The sequence below is a fragment of the Enterobacter mori LMG 25706 genome, from assembly GCF_000211415.1.
In the GTDB taxonomy this organism is placed as follows: Bacteria; Pseudomonadota; Gammaproteobacteria; order Enterobacterales; family Enterobacteriaceae; genus Enterobacter; species Enterobacter mori.
Genome location: NZ_GL890780.1, coordinates 298,905 through 324,317, shown reverse-complemented (window position 1 = coordinate 324,317; position 25,413 = coordinate 298,905). Strand labels below are relative to the sequence as shown.

At 54.5% G+C, this 25,413-nt stretch carries 26 protein-coding genes and 1 pseudogene; 14 read left to right on the top strand and 13 right to left on the bottom strand.

The window, feature by feature from the left end; genetic code table 11:
• Positions 1-34 precede the first annotated feature (34 nt).
• From ENTMO_RS0119715 to ENTMO_RS0119695, 5 genes are all read right to left on the bottom strand, one after another.
• Positions 35-907, bottom strand: coding sequence for a manganese catalase family protein (locus tag ENTMO_RS0119715; RefSeq protein WP_010435239.1), 873 nt, complete (start codon positions 905-907; stop codon positions 35-37).
• 17 nt (positions 908-924) lie between these two features.
• Positions 925-1,431, bottom strand: coding sequence for a ferritin-like domain-containing protein (locus ENTMO_RS0119710; RefSeq protein WP_010435238.1), 507 nt, complete (start codon positions 1,429-1,431; stop codon positions 925-927).
• Positions 1,432-1,456: 25 nt separating this feature from the next.
• Positions 1,457-1,660 (bottom strand): hypothetical protein, encoded by a 204-nt coding sequence (locus ENTMO_RS0119705; protein ID WP_010435237.1) that lies wholly within the window; start codon positions 1,658-1,660, stop codon positions 1,457-1,459.
• 23 nt (positions 1,661-1,683) lie between these two features.
• On the bottom strand, positions 1,684-2,178 hold the full coding sequence (locus ENTMO_RS0119700) for a YciE/YciF ferroxidase family protein (RefSeq protein ID WP_010435236.1): 495 nt from the start codon (positions 2,176-2,178) through the stop codon (positions 1,684-1,686).
• Positions 2,179-2,269: 91 nt separating this feature from the next.
• Entirely contained in the window at positions 2,270-2,455 is a 186-nt protein-coding gene (locus ENTMO_RS0119695) for a con-10 family general stress protein (protein ID WP_004136767.1), read from the bottom strand.
• A 559-nt stretch (positions 2,456-3,014) separates the two neighbouring features.
• On the opposite strand from ENTMO_RS0119695, the gene ENTMO_RS0119690 reads away from it, so the two are divergent.
• The 6 genes from ENTMO_RS0119690 (at position 3,015) to ENTMO_RS0119665 (ending at position 6,884) form a co-directional block, all read left to right on the top strand.
• The gene (locus tag ENTMO_RS0119690) at positions 3,015-4,043 is read left to right on the top strand and encodes an isopenicillin N synthase family dioxygenase (RefSeq protein WP_010435226.1); all 1,029 of its coding nucleotides are present in this window, start codon (positions 3,015-3,017) and stop codon (positions 4,041-4,043) included.
• 24 nt (positions 4,044-4,067) lie between these two features.
• Positions 4,068-4,871 (top strand): MetQ/NlpA family ABC transporter substrate-binding protein, encoded by an 804-nt coding sequence (locus ENTMO_RS0119685; RefSeq protein ID WP_010435222.1) that lies wholly within the window; start codon positions 4,068-4,070, stop codon positions 4,869-4,871.
• The gene (locus ENTMO_RS24360) at positions 4,864-5,652 is read left to right on the top strand and encodes a methionine ABC transporter ATP-binding protein (protein ID WP_010435220.1); all 789 of its coding nucleotides are present in this window, start codon (positions 4,864-4,866) and stop codon (positions 5,650-5,652) included. Before ENTMO_RS0119685 ends, ENTMO_RS24360 begins: the two co-directional genes overlap by 8 nt.
• Positions 5,640-6,308: a methionine ABC transporter permease gene (locus ENTMO_RS0119675; protein WP_010435217.1), complete on the top strand. Its 669-nt coding sequence runs from the start codon at positions 5,640-5,642 to the stop codon at positions 6,306-6,308. Before ENTMO_RS24360 ends, ENTMO_RS0119675 begins: the two co-directional genes overlap by 13 nt.
• A 62-nt stretch (positions 6,309-6,370) precedes the next feature.
• Positions 6,371-6,601, top strand: coding sequence for a 4Fe-4S mono-cluster protein YjdI (gene yjdI / locus ENTMO_RS0119670; RefSeq protein ID WP_010435213.1), 231 nt, complete (start codon positions 6,371-6,373; stop codon positions 6,599-6,601).
• A 10-nt stretch (positions 6,602-6,611) separates the two neighbouring features.
• Positions 6,612-6,884: a GNAT family N-acetyltransferase gene (locus ENTMO_RS0119665; RefSeq protein WP_010435212.1), complete on the top strand. Its 273-nt coding sequence runs from the start codon at positions 6,612-6,614 to the stop codon at positions 6,882-6,884.
• A 35-nt stretch (positions 6,885-6,919) separates the two neighbouring features.
• Here the strand turns inward: ENTMO_RS0119665 and ENTMO_RS0119660 are convergent, their stop codons facing one another.
• Positions 6,920-8,149, bottom strand: coding sequence for an amino acid permease (locus ENTMO_RS0119660; RefSeq protein ID WP_010435209.1), 1,230 nt, complete (start codon positions 8,147-8,149; stop codon positions 6,920-6,922).
• Between the two features lie 119 nt (positions 8,150-8,268).
• Positions 8,269-8,731: pseudogene (locus ENTMO_RS24355) on the bottom strand (multidrug/biocide efflux PACE transporter).
• A 101-nt stretch (positions 8,732-8,832) separates the two neighbouring features.
• Here ENTMO_RS24355 and ENTMO_RS0119650 point away from each other — a divergent pair.
• From ENTMO_RS0119650 to ENTMO_RS0119635, 3 genes are all read left to right on the top strand, one after another.
• The gene (locus ENTMO_RS0119650; protein ID WP_010435206.1) at positions 8,833-9,699 is read left to right on the top strand and encodes a LysR family transcriptional regulator; all 867 of its coding nucleotides are present in this window, start codon (positions 8,833-8,835) and stop codon (positions 9,697-9,699) included.
• 93 nt (positions 9,700-9,792) lie between these two features.
• Complete coding sequence (locus tag ENTMO_RS0119645; protein WP_010435204.1) at positions 9,793-10,971, top strand: acetyl-CoA C-acetyltransferase; 1,179 nt, start codon at positions 9,793-9,795, stop codon at positions 10,969-10,971.
• A gap of 315 nt (positions 10,972-11,286) precedes the next feature.
• Positions 11,287-11,970 carry an oligogalacturonate-specific porin KdgM family protein gene (locus ENTMO_RS0119635; RefSeq protein WP_010435198.1) on the top strand — a complete coding sequence of 228 codons (684 nt, stop codon included), beginning with the start codon at positions 11,287-11,289 and terminating at the stop codon, positions 11,968-11,970.
• 141 nt (positions 11,971-12,111) lie between these two features.
• Here the strand turns inward: ENTMO_RS0119635 and ENTMO_RS0119630 are convergent, their stop codons facing one another.
• On the bottom strand, positions 12,112-13,287 hold the full coding sequence (locus ENTMO_RS0119630; protein WP_010435195.1) for an oligogalacturonate lyase family protein: 1,176 nt from the start codon (positions 13,285-13,287) through the stop codon (positions 12,112-12,114).
• A 297-nt stretch (positions 13,288-13,584) separates the two neighbouring features.
• On the opposite strand from ENTMO_RS0119630, the gene kduI reads away from it, so the two are divergent.
• The 3 genes from kduI to araE all read left to right on the top strand — a co-directional run bounded on the left by kduI (position 13,585) and on the right by araE (position 16,974).
• Positions 13,585-14,421 (top strand): 5-dehydro-4-deoxy-D-glucuronate isomerase, encoded by an 837-nt coding sequence (gene kduI / locus ENTMO_RS0119625; RefSeq protein ID WP_010435192.1) that lies wholly within the window; start codon positions 13,585-13,587, stop codon positions 14,419-14,421.
• A 63-nt stretch (positions 14,422-14,484) separates the two neighbouring features.
• Positions 14,485-15,246, top strand: coding sequence for a 2-dehydro-3-deoxy-D-gluconate 5-dehydrogenase KduD (kduD, locus tag ENTMO_RS0119620; protein ID WP_010435191.1), 762 nt, complete (start codon positions 14,485-14,487; stop codon positions 15,244-15,246).
• 312 nt (positions 15,247-15,558) lie between these two features.
• Positions 15,559-16,974 (top strand): arabinose-proton symporter AraE, encoded by a 1,416-nt coding sequence (araE, locus tag ENTMO_RS0119615; RefSeq protein ID WP_010435187.1) that lies wholly within the window; start codon positions 15,559-15,561, stop codon positions 16,972-16,974.
• On the opposite strand, the gene ENTMO_RS0119610 is transcribed toward araE, so the two are convergent.
• Positions 16,975-17,970 carry a LacI family DNA-binding transcriptional regulator gene (locus tag ENTMO_RS0119610; RefSeq protein ID WP_010435186.1) on the bottom strand — a complete coding sequence of 332 codons (996 nt, stop codon included), beginning with the start codon at positions 17,968-17,970 and terminating at the stop codon, positions 16,975-16,977.
• A 221-nt stretch (positions 17,971-18,191) separates the two neighbouring features.
• Between ENTMO_RS0119610 and ENTMO_RS0119605 the strand changes: the two genes are divergently transcribed.
• Together ENTMO_RS0119605 and ENTMO_RS0119600 are read left to right on the top strand one after the other, a co-directional pair.
• Positions 18,192-19,433: an MFS transporter gene (locus ENTMO_RS0119605; RefSeq protein WP_010435183.1), complete on the top strand. Its 1,242-nt coding sequence runs from the start codon at positions 18,192-18,194 to the stop codon at positions 19,431-19,433.
• A gap of 19 nt (positions 19,434-19,452) precedes the next feature.
• Complete coding sequence (locus ENTMO_RS0119600) at positions 19,453-20,886, top strand: glycoside hydrolase family 32 protein (RefSeq protein ID WP_010435182.1); 1,434 nt, start codon at positions 19,453-19,455, stop codon at positions 20,884-20,886.
• A gap of 85 nt (positions 20,887-20,971) precedes the next feature.
• Here the strand turns inward: ENTMO_RS0119600 and ENTMO_RS0119595 are convergent, their stop codons facing one another.
• The 4 genes from ENTMO_RS0119595 to ENTMO_RS0119580 are packed head-to-tail and all read right to left on the bottom strand — an operon-like array spanning position 20,972 to position 25,197.
• Positions 20,972-22,258 carry an ABC transporter substrate-binding protein gene (locus tag ENTMO_RS0119595; protein WP_010435180.1) on the bottom strand — a complete coding sequence of 429 codons (1,287 nt, stop codon included), beginning with the start codon at positions 22,256-22,258 and terminating at the stop codon, positions 20,972-20,974.
• Positions 22,259-22,271: 13 nt separating this feature from the next.
• A complete protein-coding gene (locus ENTMO_RS0119590; protein ID WP_010435179.1) occupies positions 22,272-23,399 on the bottom strand; it encodes an ABC transporter ATP-binding protein in 1,128 nt (375 codons plus the stop codon).
• Positions 23,400-23,411: 12 nt separating this feature from the next.
• A complete protein-coding gene (locus ENTMO_RS0119585) occupies positions 23,412-24,314 on the bottom strand; it encodes a carbohydrate ABC transporter permease (protein ID WP_010435177.1) in 903 nt (300 codons plus the stop codon).
• Positions 24,307-25,197 carry a carbohydrate ABC transporter permease gene (locus ENTMO_RS0119580; protein WP_010435175.1) on the bottom strand — a complete coding sequence of 297 codons (891 nt, stop codon included), beginning with the start codon at positions 25,195-25,197 and terminating at the stop codon, positions 24,307-24,309. The genes ENTMO_RS0119585 and ENTMO_RS0119580 overlap by 8 nt, the downstream gene beginning before the upstream one ends.
• Positions 25,198-25,413: the final 216 nt, after the last annotated feature.

The window sequence follows — 25,413 nt, the reverse complement described above, 5'->3', positions numbered from 1 at the left end:
AATTGCCAGGCAGCGTGCTACCTGGCAAAACCGATTACGGTTTTTTCTTCCCTGCGCCAAGCTCGGCGCCGGTTAGCGGGTCGGCGTTTGGATCGGACTTCGTGCGTGCAGACATAGCTTTGACCAGCGTGGCCTGCTCGGTCGTAAGCGTTACGCTTGCACTGCCGTCTCCTCCGTCAACCGCTGGCTGGGGAGATTCCACGTAGTCGAAATGCTTATCGCTGTTCCAGCTTCCGCGAACTTCTCCACCTTCAGACATATTGTAGTACTTGTTGGTGTACTCCTCGATTGGCGGCAATTTTCCGGGCGGAAAGTTATTGCGGATGGACTGCAGCGCCTTTTCAAAGGAGAGCTGATGCGCCGCCTCACGCGTCATCAGAAACGCCAGCGCATCCTTAACCCCCGGATCGTCCGTCACGTTGATCAGTCGTTCATAAATGATCTTGGCTCTGGCTTCCGCCGCCACGTTTGAGCGCAGGTCGGCGGTAGGTTCGCCGATGGTGTCAATGTAGGCTGCAGTCCACGGCACGCCCGCCGAGTTGGTCAGCGGCGTACCACCGCCGTATAGCAGCGACGTGATGTGGCTGTCGTTGCCGTTTTCGGTCATTGACCGATACAGTTCCGCTTCACTTTCAACACCTTCCGCCAGTTCACCTTTGGCCCCTTTGTTAAGCATACCGACCAGGGTGCCGATAATTTCGAGGTGGCTCAGCTCCTCGGTCGCGATATCCATCAGCATATCTTTGCGGCCAGGATCGTCATCGCTCAGTCCCTGAGTGAAGTAACGACAGGCGGCGGCAAGTTCGCCCTGCGGCCCGCCAAACTGTTCCAGTAACAGATTGGCCAGGCCCGGGTTGGGTTCGGCCACGCGAACCGTATACTGCAGCTGTTTTACGTGTCGGAACATAAACTCTCCCTCTCCAGTTATTTTTTCGCTTCAACGCCGTCCGCGTCCGAGCGCAGCAGGAACTGTTCCGTCGTTTGCGGAATATGGCGAATCAGCCAGTCGGCCATTTCGCGCTCTTCCGCCAGGATGGTCTCAATGGCGGGTATCGAGGCGGTATCACCCGCTTTTTTGGCGGCTGCCAGCAGGGAGGTATAACAGGCAATTTCAAACTGCTCGAAAACGTAGCCGCTGATTGAGCCTTTTACGATCTCATCAGAGGGGAACATGCCGCCAATAGACTGTCCCAGGGCCGCCATTTTGCTCATTGAATCTTTTAAAACCGAACGTGAAATATCATTGCGGTCGAGTATTTCTTCCAGCAATGTAATTTGGCGTTTTGTCTCATTAATATGTTGTTCGATACGAGCACGTAAATCGGGATAATTTTCAATACGGCTGGCCATGGATTCCAGCATCGATTCGGCTTGCTTTTCCATCGCATGGGCATCGCGTAGCCAGTCATGATAGTGTTCTACGTGATTCATCATTATTTCCTCTGCATTGGCCTGGTTATTTGGTCTCACTTTCGGCAGCCTGGTCGGCACGCGCGGCAGTATAGCCAGATAAGTGGCCGACTATATTTGCGTAAATACTGATGATAATGACCCAGAGCACGCTATTCTTCCACCAGATAATGGAGGGTATGGCGAGAATGAGCCATATTATAGCTGCCGCTAAATGGCACCGTTTAATTGTCCTGGGACTGGTGCTCATTTTATTTAACCTGTGTTAAAGCGTTATTTTTGCGCTTTTTGGTTAATATTCCCTACGGCCAGATCGGTAAGTTTGAGATCGGTTTCTTTCTCTTCTTCAAGCGTTTCGGCAAGAAGTTTAACGGCTTTTTTATAGCCAAGTTGCTCAGCTAATGTGGCAAGGGTACCGTAACTGGCAATTTCGTAGTGTTCGACTTTTTGCGCTGCGGCAATCAATGCGGCATCACGTACGTTGTCTTTCTCAGTGCTCTCAATGACTTCATTGGCCTCTTCAATGAGGCCTTCCATCGCAACGCACTTCATTCGCTTCAGCTTAATGCCAGATTCCTGCTCGACAATCTGGTCAATACGCTCAATCTGTCCCTGCGTTTCCTCAAGGTGAGCCGTAAACGCGGCGCTCAGTTTCTCACTGGAAGCAGCGCGGGCAAGCTTACCGAGTGCCCGGGTGAGCTGTTTCTCTGCGCTGTAGGTATCGGACAGAAGATGAATAAAAACGTCTTCGATACTTTTCATGTTCATATTTACGCTCCGGTTAAATAAGTAAAGGGTACTGCGAGCCTGCAGGCCCGCAGCATGCTCTCTGGTTTATTTATAAGAGACTTAAATAAGATCAGGAGTTATCAGATTTACGGCCTCCGCCGTGACTGTTCTGTCCCCCTTTCTTACCTGCTTCAGACGCGCGTTGCGGATCGTTTTTGAAATTACCACCGCTGTGCTGGCCGCCTTTACGTCCAGCTTCTGATGCTTTATCACGGTCTTCAGCGAAATTACCGGAACCACCACGATGTTCTGCCATATATCAACCCTCTTGTTGCGTTTATGTCAGGAGATACGATTTTTTAATTCGTGTCATTTGTCGTTCAGGAATTAACATTAGTCGTTATGCTGGAAGAGTCAAATTACAGTTGCGCTTTATTTTGGGACGGGGGGGTGGCCGCTGCGAAATATACCGCTTCGTTATTTTACAGGTCTGTGCCTATAAATGGTTACGATATCCGTTGCTTACTGGTTCGATTCATCGGAATTGCCGCCTGGTGCAAGGTGTTTTTACCCTAAGCCCGTCGCGAAAATGAATTACATGAGTTTACAAATTGCGCGAAAGAGAATGAAGCGGCAAAGTGTGCAATGAGAATGTTCTCAAGGTGAAAAATATAAGGTGGTAATTATTTGGGGGTGGGTGTAGGCGTTATTTATAAATAAAAGTGTTATTGGCGAAATCTCCGCTGAAATAAATTTTAACCCTTATTCTTGCAAGCCCATTGCTGGCTTTTTGATATCGATAGACAGAAAACTTCGTAGTGCACTATGTGGCGAAATGGCAAGGTGAGCGCATTGTCATAAGCTGGAAAAAAACGATGAGCACAGCGCAAAATCTCTCCTTACCTGTTATTGAACTCTCCCGGTTGCAGGGCGATCCTCAACAGCGTAAAGCCTTTCTTGAAGACCTGGGGAAAGCGGCCCGCGATGTGGGTTTCTTTTATCTTACCGGGCACGGTATTTCTCAGGCGTTGCTGGACGACGTACAGCGCGTCTCGCGTGAGTTTTTTGCCCTCCCGGAGCAGGAGAAGCTGAAGGTCAGGATGGCCAATTCACCGCATTTTCGCGGCTATAACCGCGCGGGTTCGGAAATTACCCGCAGCCAGCCGGACTACCGCGAGCAATTTGATATTGGCGCTGAACGCTCTGCCATCGAAAGCAGCACTGGCCCGGTATGGCAACGCATGCAGGGACCCAATCAGTGGCCCGAAGCGCTGCCGGAAATGCGTGATGTGATCACTCTCTGGCAGCAGAAAATGACCGACGTGGCGCTTGAACTTCTGCGGGCTTTTGCCGAAGCGCTGTCCCTGCCGAGAAACGCCTTCGATGACCTTTACGGCGAATATCCCAACGAGCATATCAAGCTGATCCGCTATCCGGGGCGCAGTGAAAATGAATCCCGCCAGGGCGTTGGCGCGCATAAGGATTCGGGTTTCCTGACGTTGTTATTGCAGGACGAGCAGGGCGGTTTGCAGGTTAAGGTCTTGCCGAATGAATGGGTGGACGCGGTGCCGCTGCCTGGCGCATTTGTGGTAAACATCGGCGAACTGCTCGAACTGGCAACCAATGGCTATCTGCGCGCTACCGTACACCGCGTCGTCTCCCCGCAGGCTGGCCGGGAGCGCCTGTCATACGCTTTCTTCCTCGGCGCACAGTTGAATGCGGTCGTGCCGGTCTTTCAACTGCCCGACTCCCTCGCGCGGTTGGCACACGGACCAACCAGCGATCCGCTCAATCCCCTGTTACGCGAAGTGGGCTGGAATTATTTGAAAGGCCGACTGCGTTCTCATCCTGATGTGGCAAACCGTTTTTACGCGGATCACCTCAACAGCGAACCACAGTTTTAATAAACAATAAGGGATAAGACGATGATGAAATCTGCATTCTTTACGCTGGCTGGGCTCGCTTTACTGGTTTCACAAACGCTCCACGCCGCACCGTTACGTATCGCCGCCGATCCTATTCCCCATGCGGAAATCCTGGAGTATGTGAAAAAAATCGATCCTAAACTCGATCTAAAAATTATCGAGATGAGCAGCGGCGGGATAAACCCGAATGAGTTATTGGCTTCCGGAGAGGTGGATGCCAACTATTTCCAGCATCTGCCGTACCTGAAAGATCAGGAGAAGGCGCTGGGAAAAACCTTCAGCGTGGCTGCTGAAGTTCATATTGAACCCCTGGGTATCTATTCCCGTAAGGTGAAATCACTGGATGAATTACCGGAAGGGGCAAGCATTGCCGTGCCGAATAACGCCACTAACCTCAGCCGTTCATTGTGGCTGTTGCAGAGCAAAGGCGTGCTGAAACTGAAGGCCAGCGGCGACGCGGCCTCTACGCTGGTCACGCCTGCTGACATCAGCGGCAACCCGAAGAAAATCAAGATCGTGGAGATTGAATCGCCGCAAATCCCGCGTGCGTTAGACGATGTGGACGCTGCGGTGATCAACGGCAACTATGCCCTGGAGGCGGGGCTGGTTCCGGCGAAAGATGCTTTAGGGCTGGAATCCGCCAGCAACAACCCTTATGCCAACCTGCTGGTCACCACGCCTGAATTGCTGAAAGATCCGCGTATTGCCGAACTCGCGAAAGACTTAACCTCCCCGAAGGTGGCAGCCTTTATCCGCGAGAAATACAACGGCTCGGTGATCCCCGTTACGGCGCCACAGCATGATTAAACTCGAGCACATCAGTAAACAGTATCCCGGCGCAACCGCGCCGGCCTTGACGGACATTTCGCTGTCGATAGAAGAAGGAACGATCTTTGGCATTCTCGGGCGCAGCGGGGCGGGAAAAAGCACCCTGCTGCGCTGTCTGAATCGCCTTGAAAAGCCGACGTCGGGTCGCGTACTCATCGACGGCCAGGATATCGCCACGCTGGGCGTGGCGCAGCTTCGCCAGCAGCGTCAGCAGATGGGCATGATCTTCCAGCACTTCAATCTGCTGCACTCGCGTACCGTCAACGACAATATCGATCTGCCGCTGGAGATTGCCGGTGTCCCGCGCCCGTTGCGCCAGCAGCGGGTTGCCGCCCTGCTCGAACTGGTGGGGCTGGGGAATTTTGGTCACGCGTGGCCCTCGCAGCTCTCAGGTGGTCAGAAGCAGCGGGTGGGCATTGCCCGTGCGCTGGCGGTACAGCCTCGCTACCTGCTGTGCGATGAAGCGACCAGCGCGCTCGACCCGGAAACGACTCGCGCTATTCTCGATCTGCTGGCTGATATTCAACAGCAGCTCAATATCACCATTGTGCTGATCACCCACGAAATGACGGTCGTGAAGCAGATCTGCCATGCAGCGGCCCTGCTGGAGCAGGGGGCGCTCATTGAGAGCGGGTCGCTTTCGCAAATTATGTCGCGTCGGGAAGGGCGGCTGCGTCAAATGCTGCTGCAGGATGGCGAAACCGATCGTGTTTTCCTGGCAAAATATGAGTCAGAGACGGGGGCGAGATGCGTAGCGTGAACTGGGATCGCTTTCAGGACTTAATGATTAACGCCACCCTGGAAACCCTCTACATGGTGGCGCTGGCGACGCTCTTTACGGTAGCCATTGGATTACCCGTTGGCGTGCTGCTGTTTATCACGCGTAAAGACGGTGTGTTACCCAATCGGGCGGTGGCTGTCGTGCTCAATAGCCTCGTCAATATTGGGCGAGCCTTGCCCTTTGTTATTTTGCTCATTGCCCTTATCCCGGTCACCCGGTGGATTGTCGGCACCACGCTTGGCAGCACCGCCGCCGTGGTACCCATTACGCTTGGTGCCTTTCCCTTTTTCGCACGCATTGTTGAAAGCGCGCTGGATGAGGTGGATAGGGGGCGCATTGAAGCGGTGGAGTCGATGGGGGGCAGCCACTGGCATATTGTCAGCCGGGTGCTCTTGCCCGAAGCGCTGCCCGCGCTGGTGGCGGGAATTACGCTGACCATTGTGATGTTGATCGGCTTTTCCGCCATGGCGGGCGTCGTCGGCGGCGGCGGGCTGGGAGGCCTGGCCATTCGCTATGGCTATCAACGCTTCGATAATACCCTGATTGCCGGCACGGTCATCGTATTACTGCTGCTGGTGCAGACTATCCAGAAACTCGGCGACAGACTGGTACGCTCGCTCGCTTACCGACGCTAACCGCCTCCCGCTTTCCTGTGCTATAACCCATTCACCAACATAATAACAACAGAGGCTATGTCGTGGATAAAGAGCTACTGGAAGCGGGATACCGGGCCTACACCGGTGAGAAGATCGACGTCTACTTCAATACCGGGATCTGCAAACATTCAGGAAACTGCGTGCGCGGCAGCGCGAAGCTGTTCAACCTGAAACGTAAACCGTGGATCGTGCCGGATGAGGTGGACGTTGAGACCGTCATACGCGTGATTGATACCTGCCCGAGCGGCGCGCTGAAGTATCGCCAAAAATAAGCGAGGAACCATGGATATTCTGGAAGGCCATAACAAATTTTACGTGAATGATGCAGACGGGAACCAGGTGGCGGAGATTGTCTTTGTTCCGACCGGTGAACACCTCAGCATTATTGAACATACCGACGTGGACGAGAGCCTGAAAGGGCAGGGCGTGGGTAAGCAGCTGGTGGCGAAAGTGGTGGAGAAGATGCGTGGTGAAAACCGTAAAATTATCCCGCTGTGCCCGTTTGCCAAACATGAATTTGATAATACGCGGGAATATGACGATATTCGGGCGTGAGAGAGGTGCCCGGCATTGTGCCGGGCACCGCGGGCTTAGCCAACAAACATCACCGACACGCACAGCACGCCGACGATCAGCGTCAGCAGGTTGCCGATGGAGCGATACTGTTTCAACGACGGGATCAGGTACGTCGACAGCGTCGGCATAATAAACAGGATCATGGCGATAAGCGGGCCGCTAATGGCATAAATCATCGAAATGGCGTTCGGATTGATGCAGCAGACCGCGAAGGTGATCAACGACACGCCAAGAATTGAAATCGCGCGGTTAAAGGCGCGGCTCTTTTTGACCCCCACCTGATTCAGCGACGATTTGACAATTTCCGTCGCCCCTTCAATCACCCCGAAATAGGTGCCGAGGAACGATTTCGACATCGCGATAATGGCCACAATAATCCCGGAAATGCCCAACCATGCAGGTGAAGAGGGCATCATCGACAGCGCTGACAGGATCGTGACCCCTTGCTCTTTCGCCGACACAATGTACGACGGCGGGATAGAGAGCAGGCAGCTAAACACGAAAAACAGCACGCTCAGGCAGATAATCAGATACGCCACCTTCATGATTTTCTTGCATTTACCCATGGCCTCATCACCGAACTTCTCACGACGGTCAACCGCGAACGTCGAGATAATCGGGGTATGGCTAAAGGCGAAAACCATCACCGGGATCGAGATCCACACCTGATGCAACGTATGCCGATCGAACGCCATCTGGCTGGTGAGCAGCGAGGGCTGCCAGCTTCCCGTCAGGTACAGCGAGACAAACAGAAAATAGGCAATCAGCGGAAACACCAGGAATCCCATCACTTTGATGGTGATGTGCCGTCCCATCAGGAAGATCAGATTCAGTACCAGCACCACGCCAAAACTGACCAGCACGCGAACGGCGGTATCCACGGTCATCTGTTTTGCCAGCTGCTCGGTTAACGAGTTGGTGATAGCCACGGCATAAATCTGCACCACCACAAAAAAGGCGATGAAATAGAGCGTGGTGATCAGATTCCCAATCTTTCTGCCGTAGTAGTGGGAAACGGCACCGGTGATCCCCTCATTACCTTTTGTCTTCGACGACAGAATAAACTGCGCCAGCGCTCTGTGCGGCCAGTAGGTTAAGGGGTAGGCCACGAGGGCGGTAATAAACAGGACAATGGCGCCTGCGGAGCCCAGCTGAATGGGCAAGAACAGCGTTCCTGCGCCCACGGCCGTGCCATAGAGAGCGAAACTCCAGAGAGTCTCATCTTTTGACCAAATTTTCGACATTAGAGCAACGTTTCAACTATCAAACCATCAGAAAGGCGTGCAATTTACCATAATTATGCGTGGAGAGCGCAGTTGCTTCGAAGGAGTTTGGCCGGAACGGGCGTCCGGCCAGAGGGGGTTTAGCCAACCAGGGCGCGTCGTTGCTGGCGACGCTTAAGGAATTTTTCGCGCAGGGTATCGTACGCCCAGTTATAGAACATGGTGTACGGCAGGAAGAACAGGAAGAAACCTATTTCCAGCGTGAATGCCTGAAGCAACGTCACGCCGAGAACGGCGGCGACAATGGACACGCCAATCACAATAAACCCGCATTCGAAGCCCAGGGCGTGCAGGGCGCGCACTTTCGCCGGTGCGTTTGACCCGCTGAACGGGCCAGAAACGGTCAAAGCCAAAGTTATAGATAATGTTCCACAGCATCGCCGTGGTCGCCAGGATAATGGTTAACCCACCCATTTCCACCACGGAGCGCTGCATGAGCCAGGCTGCGGTTGGGGCGAGGATCGCCGTGGCAATCCCTTCAAAGCAGACGGCATGGAAGATCCGCTCCGGCAGTTTGCGGTGGAGTGCATCTTGATGTTGCATAGTGACCTCATTAATTCGCCAGGATGGGCGTCGATGTGGCCTATTTTTATCGCTAAAGCTGATATATTAAAGATAGTATCCATCGATAAAGTAGATAGTTCATGCGCTATTCCCCTGAAGCCCTCACCGCGTTTGTCGAGACCGTTGCCGCAGGTTCCTTTTCCGCCGCCGCCCGCCGCCTGCGTAAAAGCCAGTCCACGATCAGCACGTCCATAGCCAACCTGGAAGCCGATCTCGGGTTTGATCTGTTTGACCGCTCGGCGCGTCAGCCGGTGTTAACCGTCCAGGGCGAGCAGGTGCTGGGCTATGTGCAGTCGATCCTGGCCGCCAGCGCGCGGCTGGACGAACTGGCGGTGTCATTAACCGCGCAGACCGAGGCGCGGCTGACGTTTGTGCTCTCCGATACGCTCAACCCGGACGTGCTTGAAAACCTGATGAAACAGTTCGACCAGCGTTTTCCACATACGGAATTCGAATGTCTGATTGGCGAAGAAGAGGATGTCATCGATCTGCTGCAGAAGGAGAGGGCGCAAATTGGCCTGACGGAAGCGCGCGGCAGTTATCCTACCGATATCGGCGTGACCCGACTTCCCCTGCAGACCCGGATGGCGATTTACGTCAGCGCGGAACACCCGCTTGCCGGGCAACACGAAACCAGGGCTGATGAGCTTCAGGGCTGGCGCGAGTTACGCCTGAGCACCTATCTCGAACGCGAAGCCACCCTTGCCCGGGGGCCGGTCTGGTCAGCACCGAATTACCTGTTACTCTTGAGTATGGCGGTTGAGGGGTTTGGGTGGGGTGTACTGCCCTGTGCGCTGGTCGATGAATTTGCGGCGGCGAAATCGCTGGTGCAACTGAATGTCCCCGGCTGGCCACGCGCGATTGGTGTCGATCTGCTCTGGAACAAACGATCTCCCCCTGGCGTCGCCGGAAGCTGGCTGCGACAGTATTTGCAGGACGCGCGCTGATCCTTGTGATTTAACTCACTAATTTTAAACAATCGCGATAATTGTTGATAACAATACTCTACTATCGTCAGGTCATTTAACACTGAGGTCGTGATGAAAGATGTCGTTATAGTGGGTGCGTTGCGTACAGCTATCGGCTGTTTTCAGGGGGCATTAGCGCGCCACTCGGCTGTCGATCTGGGTAGCGTGGTGGTGAAAGCGCTGGTGGAACGCAGCGGGATTGCCGCCCATGAAGTCGATGAGGTGATCCTCGGCCAGGTGCTGACCGCCGGAGCCGGGCAAAACCCTGCCCGACAGGCGGCGCTGAAAGGCGGGCTGCCCAACACGGTTTCCGCCATTACCATCAACGACGTCTGTGGTTCCGGTTTAAAAGCGCTGCATCTCGCCACGCAGGCCATTCAGTGCGGCGAGGCGGATGTGGTGATTGCCGGTGGGCAGGAGAACATGAGTCGCGCGCCGCACGTTCTGACCGACAGCCGTACCGGCGCGCAGCTTGGAAACAGCCAGTTGCTCGACAGCCTGGTGCATGACGGCCTGTGGGATGCGTTCAACGATTATCATATGGGCGTCACGGCGGAAAACCTGGCGCGTGAATATGGCATCAGCCGCGAGCTTCAGGACGCCTACGCGCTGAGTTCGCAGCAAAAAGCCCGCGCCGCAATTGATTCCGGACGGTTTCGCGATGAGATCGTCCCGGTCAGCACCCTGCGTCAGAACGGTGAAGCCGTGATGGTGGATACCGACGAGCAGCCGCGCACCGACGCCAGCGCAGAAGGGCTGGCGAAGCTTAACCCGGCCTTTGAAACGCTGGGGTCGGTAACCGCAGGGAATGCCTCTTCCATTAACGATGGCGCTGCGGCCGTGATGATGATGAGCGAAAGCAAAGCGCAGGAGCTGGATCTTCCCGTGCTCGCACGTATTAAAGCCTTTGCCAGCGTGGGGGTGGATCCGGCGTTGATGGGGATCGCCCCTGTCTATGCGACACGGCGCTGTCTGGAGCGTGCAGGCTGGCAGCTTAGCGACGTGGATCTGATTGAAGTCAACGAAGCCTTTGCCGCGCAGGCGATCTCGGTGGGCAAAATGCTGGAGTGGGATCCGCTGCGGGTTAACGTCAACGGTGGCGCTATCGCGCTGGGGCACCCTATCGGCGCGTCCGGCTGCCGTATACTGGTCTCCTTAGTGCATGAAATGAAAAAGCGTAACGCCCGTAAAGGCATTGCCACGCTCTGTATTGGCGGTGGGCAAGGGGTGGCGCTGGCGATTGAGCGGTGATCCTTCCCTTTCAAAAATCAAACCTCCCTCGGGAGGTTTTTTTACACATAGCGTGATGTTTTTACGATTGTCAGTTCAATCTCAATGCAGAGTGGAATAATTACGCACTGTATTATTATCCCCGCTAACATCTTACTGTGATCTCTCCCCTGAAATTTAAGGTTAATAATCCCCTTTTGTTGACTGACATCACGTCCATCTTTGCCAAAAAAAATGAAACAAATAATTACGATCGTGATCACTAAAATAACGTTTATTAAAAAATAAACTGCAGTTCCATAAAAACGAAACGCTATTTTATTTGAGGATTTTTTCATGTTTAATAAATCTCTGGTCCTTGCCTCTCTTATTGGTGCGTCTTTTGCGGCACAGGCGGTTACCGTCGATCTGCGCCATGAATATATTGATAACGGCGCGAACGCAGACCGCGTTGCGGTCTCGCATCGCTTTGCTAACGGCTTCGGCTTCTCTGTTGAAGCGAAATGGAAATCCGGTGGCGACAAGGCCGACCAGCCGTTTGCCGATGTTGTGGGTAACGGTCATGAAGACCAAATTAGCTGGCGCTGGAAAGCAACCGACAATATTGCGCTGACGCCTGCATTTACCATTGAGAGTAATGACAGTCGTACCATTTATAAACCGAACCTGCACCTGCAATACAGCTTCGATAATGGTTTTTACGTGGCGGCACGTTACCGTTACGAATATACCCGTTATCCGTCCAGCTCAAATAAAGATGATGACAAAGTTAACCGTGGCGATGCATGGGTGGGTTGGGTCATGGGGGACTGGCGTACCGAGCTGAATTACGTTTATGCGAAAAGTACCGAGGGTATGATTCGTAATAATAATAAAGATTATTCTAACGAATATAACGCCAAGCTGGCTTATAAATGGGATCAAAACTGGGCGCCGTATGTTGAGGTGGGTAACGTGGGCGTAAAAGACACTGACGAGCGCCAGACCCGTTTCCGTTTAGGCGTGGCGTATTCCTTCTAAAATCCAACGTAGTCTCTAAAAACTGCCGGGGGGCGCTAGCGCTTACCCGGCCTGGTCATTCCCTCCAGTCTGGCAGCCACCTACCAAAAAAAAGCCCTCCGAAACGGAGGGCAAGGCCAGTTACAGAAACACTAACTCAAATCAGGCATGCAACATTTCAGGTTGCTCGGGGAGTTTCGCGATATAGAGCGCTGGTTTGCCGTCTTTATCGGAACTGTACAGCACCGCTTTATCATCCGGAGTAAAGGATGGATGCGGGTGGGTGACCTGGCGGCTGTTTGCCACCGTCGCCCAGGAGGTGTCGTGACGCGCGATGCGGAAATAAGCTTTTTTCGCGACGTCGAAGGCATACAGGTACGGGTCGTTATCGATGGTGTAGCCCCCGGTGTCCTTGACGTCGACCGGCGTGCCTGAACCGTCGCCCACCAGCAGCGTGCCGTCAAAATTACTCATCAGATGCGAGCAGGCGGGCATCTGCATCACTGCCTCGTTAACGCCGGTTTCCGGGTCAAAACGGGAGATGGGGCGGCCCTGCTGACCCTTCAGATACGAGACGTACACCAGCGCAGATCCGTTCGGCACCCAGAATTCATGCGTGCAGCTTTCGCCTTCTGCATGTGTTTTCACCTTACGCACGTTGCTGCCGTCTTCGTTAACCAGCCACATACGCGCGTCGACCAGGTCGTGCGGGCCTTCGTGGCAGAAGGCCACCGTGTTGTCGTCGAACGGACGGTAAATAGGATGGCCCAGCCAGTTCTTCTCTTCATGGATAGTGGCGCTTGCGCCCGTTTTCAGATCCACGCGCAGCAGGCGGCAGTGCGGCCCCTTGTGGAAGAAATCGTGGAAAATCTTCCAGTCGTTCAGCGGCGTCCAGTCGCTTTTGGCGATCTCAATACCCACCAGTTTGGTGCAGTCGCTGTTGGCAACCCAGGTGCCGTAACCGACCCAGTCGTCAGAAACGCGATACACTTCGCGTTCTTCCAGCGTCTGCAAATCCACTTCCAGCAGGGTGCGATCGTTCTTCACATAGTAGAAGGCGCTGTCATCCGGCGAAAGGAACCCACCAAACGTGTTATCCCCCGCGCCTTCTGTCAGCTGCACCGCTTCAGCCTTTTTCAGATCCAGCAGATAGTAGTTCCAGTGACCGTCGAACGCCCCTGCAAACAGCAGATGGCTGCCGTCGTTGAAGAAGCACTTCTGGTAAAAGTAGTTGCGATGACAGGTGACTTCCGGGGGGGTCAGGCGGGTGACTTCCACGCCTGTATCCGGATCGCGGCTGACCTCGTAGTTCAGCTTGACCCGCATACCTTTAGCCATAATGCACTCCTTTGGATGAGGTTGAGTTAAAAACTGGGTGTTAAATTATCAAAACAATGTTTCATTATGTGTGACTGGTGGCGCAATTCGTAAGAATCATCGGGATAGATAAGGATGTTCTGACATTATCGTGATCGAAACATCATTTTCGGTATTAAGATGCAGAAAAAGTGAAACGTTGTTTTAAATGCAATTGAAAAGCCAAATCTCAGCGGATACTATGTGCTCATCAAGAAAACGGAACGTCGTTTCGTTAATCATCTTTGCCCTTGGGCACGATCATTTCTGGAGGTCAACGTGGACATCAGACAAAGCATCCACAGTGCGCATGCTAAGGCGCTGGATACGCAGGGATTGCGTAATGAGTTTTTGGTGGAACAGGTATTTGAAGCCGACAAGTACGCCATGGTCTACAGCCACATCGATCGCATCATTGTGGGCGGGATTATGCCCGTGGCGAAAACCGTCTCCGTGGGTGGAGAGGTGGGTAAACAGCTGGGCGTGAGCTATTTCCTTGAGCGTCGTGAACTGGGCGTGATCAACATCGGCGGACCGGGCACCGTTACCGTCGACGGCCAGTGCTATGAGATTGGCCATCGCGACGCGCTGTACGTCGGAAAAGGGGCGAAAGAGGTGGTCTTTGCCAGCATTGACGGCGGTAAGCCAGCGAAGTTCTACTACAACTGCGCCCCGGCGCATACCACCTACCCAACCAAAAAAGTGACGCCAGCGGACGTCGCGCCGGTCACGCGGGGCGATAACCTCACCAGCAACCGCCGCACCATCAACAAATACTTCGTTCCGGACGTGCTGGAAACCTGCCAGCTCAGCATGGGGCTGACCGAGCTCGCGCCGGGCAACCTGTGGAACACCATGCCGTGCCATACCCACGAGCGCCGCATGGAAGTCTATTTCTACTTCAACATGGATGAAGACGCCTGCGTATTCCACATGATGGGACAACCTCAGGAAACCCGCCATATCGTGATGCACAACGAGCAGGCGGTAATTTCGCCAAGCTGGTCCATTCACTCAGGCGTGGGAACGAAAGCCTATACCTTCATCTGGGGAATGGTCGGTGAAAACCAGGTCTTTGATGATATGGACCATGTCGCTGTTAAGGATCTGCGCTAGTCGCAGGCAGTGAAGCATAAACCTGCCTGTTGGTGACAGGCGCTGAACGATTAAGGAACAAACATGATTCTGGATGCATTTTCTCTGCAGGGTAAAGTGGCTGTGGTTTCCGGTTGTGACACCGGGCTGGGTCAGGGTATGGCGCTGGGTCTGGCGGAAGCGGGCTGCGACATTGTCGGTATCAACATTGTTGAGCCTACCGAAACCATCGAGCGCGTCACCGCGCTGGGCCGCCGATTCCTGAGCCTGACCGCCGACCTGCGTAAAATCGACGCGATCCCTGAACTGCTGGATCGCGCGGTGGCGGAATTCGGTCATATCGATATCCTGGTGAACAACGCGGGTCTGATCCGTCGTGAAGACGCGATCAACTTCAGCGAGCGCGACTGGGACGACGTCATGAACCTGAACATTAAGAGCGTGTTCTTTATGTCTCAGGCAGCGGCGAAGCACTTTATCGCCCAGGGCAAAGGCGGCAAGATCATCAACATTGCCTCTATGCTCTCCTTCCAGGGCGGTATCCGCGTGCCGTCTTATACCGCGTCGAAAAGTGCGGTGATGGGCGTTACCCGTCTGCTGGCCAACGAGTGGGCGCAGCACAACATCAATGTTAACGCGAGTGCGCCAGGCTACATGGCTACCAATAACACCCAGCAGCTGCGTGCGGATGAAGAGCGCAGCGCGGCAATCCTGGAGCGTATCCCTGCGGGACGTTGGGGTCTGCCGAGCGATCTGATGGGGCCGATTGTGTTCCTGGCATCCCCGGCTTCTGACTATATCAACGGCTACACCGTGGCCGTTGACGGCGGCTGGCTGGCGCGTTAATTCCGCCTGCATGACGAACCTCTGCCCCCGGGCGGAGGTTTTTTTGGCTAAAAATTGCCATTATCCATATGGCATAAGATGAAAAATCCATACTGAAAATTCATAAATGATGCGCATCACAGTTTTATTGCTTAAATATTAGGTGATTAATAAAAAACGGTGCTATTTCAGCATTAGTTGAAATTGTAATGTCCATCACAGAACGCTATGCCATAGCGAAATAATCCATATCTTCACGAATTCCCGCCTGACACTTTTCTTCACTATCTCGTAATTTCACTTAACGAATTTTGCTGTTGAGGCAGGAAAAATATGACATCTATAAATGACTCTACCCTGATGCCCGCCGCGTTGCGCGATACCCGACGCATGAATCAGTTCGTCTCTATTGCGGCAGCCGTGGCCGGTTTGCTGTTTGGTCTGGATATCGGCGTCATTGCCGGGGCCCTACCGTTTATTACCGATCACTTTACGCTGAGTAACCGCCTGCAGGAGTGGGTGGTGAGCAGCATGATGCTCGGCGCGGCTATCGGGGCGCTGTTTAACGGCTGGCTCTCGTTCCGCCTCGGGCGCAAATACAGCCTGATGGTCGGGGCGATCCTGTTCGTCGCGGGGTCGATTGGCTCGGCGTTTGCCACGAACGTGGAGGTGCTGCTGCTCTCCCGCGTGCTGCTGGGCGTGGCGGTGGGGATAGCGTCTTATACCGCGCCGCTGTACCTCTCCGAAATGGCGAGCGAGAACGTGCGCGGGAAGATGATCAGCATGTACCAGCTGATGGTGACGCTCGGCATCGTGCTGGCGTTCCTGTCCGATACGTACTTCAGCTACAGCGGCAACTGGCGCGCGATGCTGGGCGTACTGGCGCTGCCTGCGCTGCTGCTGATCGTGCTGGTGATTTTCCTGCCGAACAGCCCGCGCTGGCTGGCGCAAAAAGGGCGTCACGTGGAGGCGGAAGAGGTGCTGCGTATGCTGCGCGACACCTCGGAAAAAGCGCGTGAAGAGCTGAATGAAATCCGCGAAAGCCTGAAGCTGAAGCAGGGCGGCTGGGCGCTGTTTAAGGTCAATCGCAACGTGCGTCGTGCGGTGTTCCTCGGCATGCTGCTCCAGGCGATGCAGCAGTTCACCGGTATGAACATCATCATGTATTACGCGCCGCGCATTTTCAAAATGGCCGGGTTCACGACCACCGAACAGCAGATGATTGCCACGCTGGTGGTGGGGCTGACCTTTATGTTCGCGACCTTTATTGCGGTATTCACCGTGGATAAAGCCGGACGTAAACCGGCGCTGAAGATTGGCTTTAGCGTGATGGCCCTCGGTACGTTGATCCTCGGCTACTGCCTGATGCAGTTTGATAACGGCACGGCCTCAAGCGGGTTGTCCTGGCTCTCCGTCGGCATGACCATGATGTGCATCGCCGGTTATGCGATGAGCGCCGCACCGGTGGTGTGGATCCTGTGCTCTGAAATTCAGCCGCTGAAGTGCCGTGACTTTGGTATCACCTGTTCCACCACCACCAACTGGGTGTCAAACATGATCATCGGCGCGACCTTCCTGACGCTGCTGGATGCGATTGGCGCAGCGGGAACCTTCTGGCTCTATACGGTGCTGAACGTGGCGTTTATCGGTGTCACCTTCTGGCTGATCCCTGAAACCAAAGGCGTGACGCTGGAGCATATTGAACGCAAGCTGATGGCGGGGGAGAAATTGCGGAACATCGGCATCTAATTATAGCGACTCTCGGGGGAGCCACGGGCTGGCGACCCGAACCGTCTCACGATGGCTGTCACCGTTGATAATATGCAGGGCGCTCAGGCGCCCGATTTCATAATGAGGTAACTGCACCGTTGAGAGGGGCGGTAAGAACAAATCGCCAATCCCCACCATGTTATCGTACCCCACCACGGCCACATCCTGCGGAATGCGCAACCCATGTCCCAGCAGCGTTTGATAAACCATAAACGCAATGCGGTCGTTGCCGCAAATCACGGAGTCGAACAGCGGCGTTTGCTGCTGAATATGCGCCAGAACGCGTGCCGGAATATCGCGATAGTGCTCATCGCCATATTCCATATAGCAGTGAACCAGGGTATTTGGGTCGATTCCCGCTTCCCGACAGGCGCGCTCCAGTCCCTGGCGACGGCGAAGGGTAGCCAGATGGTTAGCTGGCAGATGCAGGCAAAGGGGGCGGCGGTAGCCCGCAGCCAGCAGAGCCTGAACCGCAGAGAACTGGCCCTGCTCGTCATCGGGTATGTAGCTGGCCACCGGATCGTGCAAACTTTCGCAGTTTGCCAGCACGCAGGGAAGGGTTAGCAGCTTGGACGGGAGCGGCACCTTGCGCAGCCCCATGGTTGTGTAGATGATCCCGTCCGGGCGATGAGAGAGCAGAAGGTCTACCATGGTTTCCGGGCTATCGTCGGTAAACATGTTAACCACAAAGCTGTTCCAGCCGTGCGCCCGCGCGGTTTCTTCAATCGACAGTGTGATGTCTACCGAAAAGGGCGTGGTCACCGTATCCAGCGCCAGCACCCCTATGGTGTTCGGCATGGCGTGAGCCCCGCGAATTTTTTTCGCTGACAGGTCGGGCACGTAATGGGTCTGTTCAATAGCGGCCTGAACCCGGGCCAGCGTCTCCGGTTTTAGCCTTTCCGGGCTGTTTAGCGCGCGGGATACCGTCATCAGTGACACATTGGCCAGCTTTGCCACATCCTTAAGCGATGCCATGTTGATTACTCCGCCCTTGCTAAGCTGCTGATGTAAAAGATCGTTCGATATTCTATCTTACGCGTGACGCGCGCGCAGGTAAGAAATAGTTGATCGCGATCGCACTCCATTAATGTTAACGTTAACTTTTGTGATTAACATCATGAATCTCAACAAAATGACATGAGTTAACTCATTTGTTAACGTTACCATTTTAGACATTCCTCCACGATGAGAATGTCATGATGAAGAAACATCACTCTCACAGCTACCCGTTACTCAGTGCGTTACTGTTTTTCTTTTTTGTCTGCTGGTCCTCTTCCGGATCGCTGCTCTCTATCTGGCTGCACCAGGAGGTAGGGCTCAAGCCGGGGGATACCGGCATTATCTACGCGGTGCTCTCCGTCTCCGCGCTGTTTGCACAGGTCTGCTACGGTTTTATTCAGGACAAGCTTGGCCTGCGTAAAAATCTACTCTGGTACATCACCGTACTGCTGATCCTCTCTGGCCCGGCCTTTTTACTGTTTGGCTATCTGCTGAAGATTAACGTGTTGCTTGGCAGCATTTTCGGTGGGATTTACATCGGCTTGACCTTTAACGGCGGTATCGGTGTTTTAGAGTCCTATACCGAGCGTGTGGCACGACAGAGCCAGTTTGAGTTTGGCAAGGCGCGGATGTGGGGCTCGCTGGGCTGGGCAGTCGCGACGTTCTTTGCCGGTTTACTCTTCAACATCAACCCAAAACTCAACTTTGCGGTGGCCAGTTGCTCAGGGCTGGTATTTTTCATTTTGCTGGCGCGGCTGCGGGTTTTCTCCGCCTCGCAGGCGATGGAAGAAGCGGTGGCGGGCGGTAAGGTGACGCTGGAAGATGCGCTGCGCCTGCTCACCCTACCGCGCTTTTGGGCGCTCGTGTTCTTCGTGATCGGCACCTGCATTTACGGCGTTTACGACCAGCAGTTTCCGGTTTACTTCTCTTCTCAGTTCCCGACCCTCCAGGAAGGGAACGCCATGTATGGCTATCTGAACTCATTCCAGGTTTTCCTTGAGGCGGCTGGCATGTTTTGCGCGCCATGGCTGGTTAACCGCATCGGCGCGAAAAACGGCCTCATCTTCGCCGGAATGGTGATGGCGAGCCGCATGGTCGCCTCCGGGCTGGTGGAAGGCCCGCTGCTTATCTCTATCACCAAGCTGCTGCACGCGCTAGAGTTGCCGGTTCTGCTGGTGGCCATCTTCAAATACAACAGCCTTAACTTCGATAAACGACTTTCATCCACGCTGTATCTGGTGGGCTTTGCGTGCACCAGTTCGGTCATCGCCACGGTACTTTCGCCGCTGGCAGGCTATAGCTACGAGAAGTACGGCTTCGCCCAGTCCTATCTGATTATGGGGCTGCTGGTGTTTAGTACCACCTTTATCTCCATTTTCTTGCTGCGCTCCTCGCGGTCGTCCTCAGACCCGCTGGTCTCGCAACCCTCCGCTATCTGAATCAAAAAGAGTGAAGACTATGATGTACACCATTTCTAACGCAGAACAGGAACTCCAGGCTAAACGCGAGGCGCTGAACCTGCGCTGGTATCCGCGCTACCACCTGGCCGCCCGTGCGGGCTGGATGAATGACCCGAATGGGCTGGTTTGGTTCGATGGCTGGTACCACGCGTTTTACCAGCATCACCCGTATTCAACTGAATGGGGACCCATGCACTGGGGGCATGCGCGCAGTAAAGATCTGGTGCACTGGGAGCATTTGCCGGTGGCGCTGGCCCCGGAAGGCCCGGAGGACAAAGACGGATGCTTCTCCGGTTCGGCGGTGGTCGATGGCGATACGCTGGCGCTGATTTACACCGGGCATAAATTTCATGGCGATCCCAGTGATGAGGCCAACCTTTATCAGGTGCAGTGCCTGGCGACCAGTCGCGACGGTATTCACTTTGAACGTCAGGGTATTGTGGTGGACACCCCGGCAGGGATACATCATTTCCGCGATCCGAAAGTGTGGCGTGATGGGGATGACTGGTACATGATCGTTGGCGCGGGCGACGGTGATACCGGGCAGGTGCGGCTATATCGATCGGCCGATCTCCGCCAGTGGCAAGATGCGGGTGTGCTTGATGAAGCGGAAAAAGAGATGGGCTATATGTGGGAGTGCCCGGATTTTTTCACCCTCAACGGCAAGCGCGTTCTGATGTTCTCTCCCCAGGGACTGGAGGCAAACGGCTACCAGAACCGCAATCTGTTTCAGAGTGGGTATCTGCTCGGCGAATGGCAGCCAGGGCAGGCGTTTGCCCGCGAGGGCGACTTTGTTGAAATGGATCACGGTCACGACTTTTATGCGCCGCAAAGTTTCCTGACGCCAGATGGCCGACGCATTGTCATTGGCTGGCTGGACATGTGGGAATCGCCATTGCCGGAGCAACGGGACGGGTGGGCGGGCATGCTTTCACTGCCGCGCGAGCTGAGTCTGAGTGCGGACAACCGCCTGCAAATGCGTCCAGCCAAAGAGGTCGAGGGGATGCGCGGTGCCTGGTTCCCGTGGCCGATCACCACCGTTAAAAACCAGCAAAGCGTTATGATGGAAAACGGCGAGGCGCTGGAGGTTATCCTTCACTGGGACTGCGCAAACAGCAGTGCAGAACAGTATGGACTCCGTTTCGGTAATGGCCTGCGCGTGTATGTTGATGCGCAGATGCAGCGACTGGTGCTGGAGCGTCATTATCCGCAGTATGGACTGTGCGGCGTGCGCAGCGTGCCATTAACCGCCGGGAAGGCGCTGGCGCTACGGCTGTTCTTCGACAGTTCGTCAGTGGAAGTTTTTGTTAACGACGGTGAGGCTTGCCTGAGCAGCCGTATTTATCCGGATGCCGACCATCGGGATTTAGCGTTATTCGCCTGGAGCGGTTTGGCCGTTTTAACCGAGGCTGGTGCCTGGCAACTTGAGTAATCTCTAATACCGCTGTGCCTTTCCGGATCGCGGAAAGGCACAGTTTGCCGCCCTGCTAAGCGCAGGACGGGCAGGGAGGAGACTATTACCGCATCGCGCGTTTCAAAATACGCTCTGCCTGACGCTGGAAATCAGCCGCTGTCTCTTCCACGGTTTTCTGACCGTAATCGATATACTGCAGCGACGTCCCGAACTGAGCCACAATCTGCGGGTCGTCAAAGTAAGGCGACACGGTAAGCTTCGCTGGCAGCGACTGCGCCAGGCGCAGGCCCGCAACGGACGGGTCGTTCTCCTTGATGGTGCCGTCTTCGGTCAGGAACTGCACCGCCGCTTTGCTCAGCGGAACGCCGCGCTCCAGACCCAGCGTATCCACTCCCTCTTTGCTGTTCAGCAGGAAGTTAATCAGCTTCGCCGCCGCTTCCGGGTTTTTGGTGGATTTACCAATCGACAGCATCTGCGCCGGTTTGAAGAACAGTCCCGCATCGGTGGCGCCCGGCAGCATAGGGTAGCTGCCCAGTTCCAGCTTCGCCGGTGGCTTCAGGTTGTCGGAATACTTGTTGATGGTCGAGTTCCACATGTAAGTGCCGCCCCATTCGCCCTGGATCCACGGCTTCATCTCATACATGTTGCTCTTACCAAATGACGCGTAGTATTTGGTATCCGGCATCACGTGGCTATCCACCAGCTTTTTGTAGGTCTGGAAGAACTCCACCCACTGCTCTTTGGAGTAGCTGAATTTTTTGGTTTTCTCGTCCACCGCAGGGATGTTGTATTTCTGGATCATGTACGAGTTCAGCAGCGCCAGCGTGTCCTGATGCTCCAGCACGACCGGGTAATACTGCTTGCCGAGCTTGCTCTCGAACGTCTTGCCTGCCGCCATCAGCTCGTCCCAGGTTTTCGGGTATTCAACGCCTGCTTTTTTCCAGGTCTCGTCGTTGAAGTAGAACACGCGCGCGGTCACGGAAATCGGAATGCCATTCAGCTTGCCGTTAACGGTGGTGGACTGCAGCTCTTTCGGATCAAACTGCGTCAGGTCGATGACGTCCTTCATCTTATTCAGATCGTAGAAGCCGTCGCCGGTTTTGGAGAAGATCGGCAGCCAGTTCCAGTTGGTCTGCATCACGTCCGGCTCGGTACCACCCGCAATCTGGGTGGTCAGGCGGGAGAGGTGACCGTCCCAGCCGGTGTACTCAGCCTTCACGTTGATGTCCGGGTTCTGCTTGTGGAACGCCTCCAGGGCTTTCAGGGTGACCTGGTGACGACCGTTGCCGCCCCACCAGGACATACGTAAATCAACATCTTGCGCCATCGATGGCAAAGCGGTAAGGCCCAGAGTCGCGGAGATTGCTGCGCTTAAAAGCACTTTTTTCATTTTTATTACTCCATCAGAGAGAGAGGTTCTGTTCAGTTTTTGCGTCAAAAATATGACACTTGTTCATATCAAACGTGAAATACACCTTACGGTGAAGGCCTTTATCAATCATAGACTTAGCTTCTTCGGAAGGAATTCGGGCGGTCAGTTCGTAGTCCGCGACTTTCAGATATACAAAGAATTCGTGGCCCATGTTCTCGACGCGCACCATCTCGCCGCTGCAGCCGCCGTCCTGGAACGGCTCGTCAGAGAGGGACACGAACTCAGGGCGCACACCGTAGAAGACCTCCTGACCGGCGTAAGCGGAAACCTTCTCGTGCTTTTCCGCGTTCAGCGGCATGGTTTCATTGCCGATGGCGATGTGCAGCTTCCCTGCTTTTTCCACCAGCAGGCTTTTACGAATGTTCATTTCAGGCGCGCCGATAAAGCCCGCCACGAACATGTTCTTCGGCTTGTGGTAGAGGTTATCCGGCGTATCCACCTGCATGATGTGGCCGAGCTTCATCACGCAGATGCGGTCGCCCATGGTCATGGCTTCGGTCTGGTCGTGGGTGACGTAGACGGTGGTGGCCGGTTTGCCGGAGGCTTTCAGCTGCTTGTGCAGGTCAGAAATACGAATTCGCATCGAGGCGCGCAGTTTGGCATCGAGGTTGGACAATGGTTCGTCAAACAGGAACACGTCCGGCTTTTTCACAATCGCGCGGCCTACCGCCACGCGCTGTGCCTGGCCGCCGGAAAGCTGGCGCGGCAGGCGGTCGAGCAGCTCTTCCAGCTCCAGGATTTTCGCGGCTTCGTTCACCTGAGACTCAATCTGATCTTTCGGCAGCTTGCTCAGCTTCAGGCCGAAGGCCAGGTTCTCGCGCACCGTCATGTGCGGATAGAGCGCGTAGTTCTGGAACACCATCGCAATCCCGCGCTCCTTTGGCGCGAGGTTGTTCACAATCTTATTGCCAATACGCACTTCACCGCCGCTGATGGTTTCCAGTCCGGCCAGCATGCGCAGGGTAGTGGATTTGGCGCAGCCGGACGGCCCGACAATCACCATAAACTCCCCTTCGGAGATGGAAAGGTCGATAGCATGTACCGCTTTGAAGCCGTTGGAGTAGACCTTTTCCAGTTTATTGAAGATTACTTCAGCCATGATATTTCCCTCTTAACCTTTAATTCCGCTGCTGGTGACGCCCTGTACGAAGTAGCGCTGTGCCAGGAAGAAGACAATGATGGATGGCAGAATGGAGATGCTCGCCATTGCCAGAATTTCGTTCCACGGCGCACCTTCGGTGACGTCGATGGACATTTTCAGCGCCAGTGCAATCGGGTATTTATCCACGCTGTAGACGTAAATCAGCGGCCCAATAAAGTCGTTCATCGACCACATGAACTGGAACAGGGCGACGGAGATAATGGCCGGTTTCAGGATTGGCACCACCACGTACCACAGCACCTGGAAGGAGTTACAGCCGTCAATTTGCGCCGCTTCCTCCATGTCACGCGGCACGCCGCGCAGGAACTGGATCAGCATAAAGACGAAGAACCCCTGCGTGGCGAAGGCCAGTGGTAGGTACAGCGGCATATAGCTGTTAAGCATGCCCATTTCACGGAACATCAGGTACTGCGGGATCAGCAGCACGGTGCTGGGCAGCAGCATGGTGGTGATGAGCGTGGCGAACCAGAATTTCTTCCACGGGAGCTCGAAGCGGGCAAAACCGTACGCCACGATGGTGGACGAGATAATGGTCAGGATCACTTTCGGGATCACATACTTAAAGGTGTTGAGCATGTAATGGCCGAAGTTGTATTCGGTCCCGGTTTTCCAGCCGTTCACAAAGCCGTCCCAGGTGGCATGGGCAGGCCACAGGCTCAGGGTGGTGAAGATCTCGTGGTTCGGTTTGAACGAGGCCGAGAACATCCACACCAGCGGGTAGAGCATCAGCAGGCCGACAATCAGCAGGATCGCGTAGCGAATGCTGGCGTTGATTTTCTCTCTGCGCAGCGTACGGGCGACTTCGCGCTCTGCAACGCGTCTTGCCGTGGAGAGTTCCTGAATATCAGCCATTTTTGCCTCCTTTATCGGCGGAGTAGAACACCCAGTATTTCGACGACTTAAAGGCGATACCGGCAAAGACGGCCACCACCAGGAACAGGATCCACGCCAGCGCCGCCCCGTAGCCCATATCGAAGTATTTGAACGCGGTGTCGTAGATATAGAGCGAGAACAGATAGGTCGAGTAGGTTGGCCCGCCGCCGGTAATCACGTACGGTCCGGTAAATTCCTGGAACGCCTGGGTGGTCTGCATGATGAAGTTGAAGAAGATTACCGGCGTAATCAGCGGCACCGTCACTTTTGTGAACATTTGCCATTTGGATGCACCGTCGATCATCGCTGCTTCATACTGCGACTGCGGAACGTTTTGCAGCGCGGCCAGGAAGATGACCATCGCAGAGCCGAACTGCCAGACGCGCAGCAGGGTAACGGACATCAGCGCTAGCGACGGCTCGCCGAGCCAGTTCACCGGGTCGAAACCAAACACGCCGATAAAGCTGTTCAGCAGGCCATCAATGGCAAACAGCGCGCGCCACAGAACGGCAATAGCCACGGAGCTGCCGAGGATGGACGGAATATAGTAGGCCGTACGGAAGAAGCCGATGCCGCGTAATTTAAAGTTCAGAACAAACGCAATCCCTAATGCGAACGCGAGCTTTAACGGGATGGTTAAAAATACGTAAGCAAAGGTCACGCCCATGGATGTCCAGAAGAGCGTGTCTTCGGTAAACATGTAGCGATAGTTCTCAATGCCGTTAAACACCGGCGGACTCATTAAATCGTAATCCGTAAAACTGAGGAAAAACGATGAAACAAAGGGGAAGGCGGTAAAGAGTATCAACCCGATGATGTAGGGAGATATCCACGCTAACCCCAGCAGCTTGTTTTCATTCATACATACCTACCTGGCAATCAATGGTTAAAACGGAATCTGGTTTGTTACAACTTTCTCGCGCTTGCCCTGCTCAGCATGAGAGGAAATATGTCATGTGATGTGTTGGTTGTTGCTTTTTACATTATGTTTTATAAGGCTTTTATTGGTGTTGCCTTAATACGTCATGGTCAGGTTTCAAAACTTACGAACCGGCGTTCTTGAATACTAAAACAACGT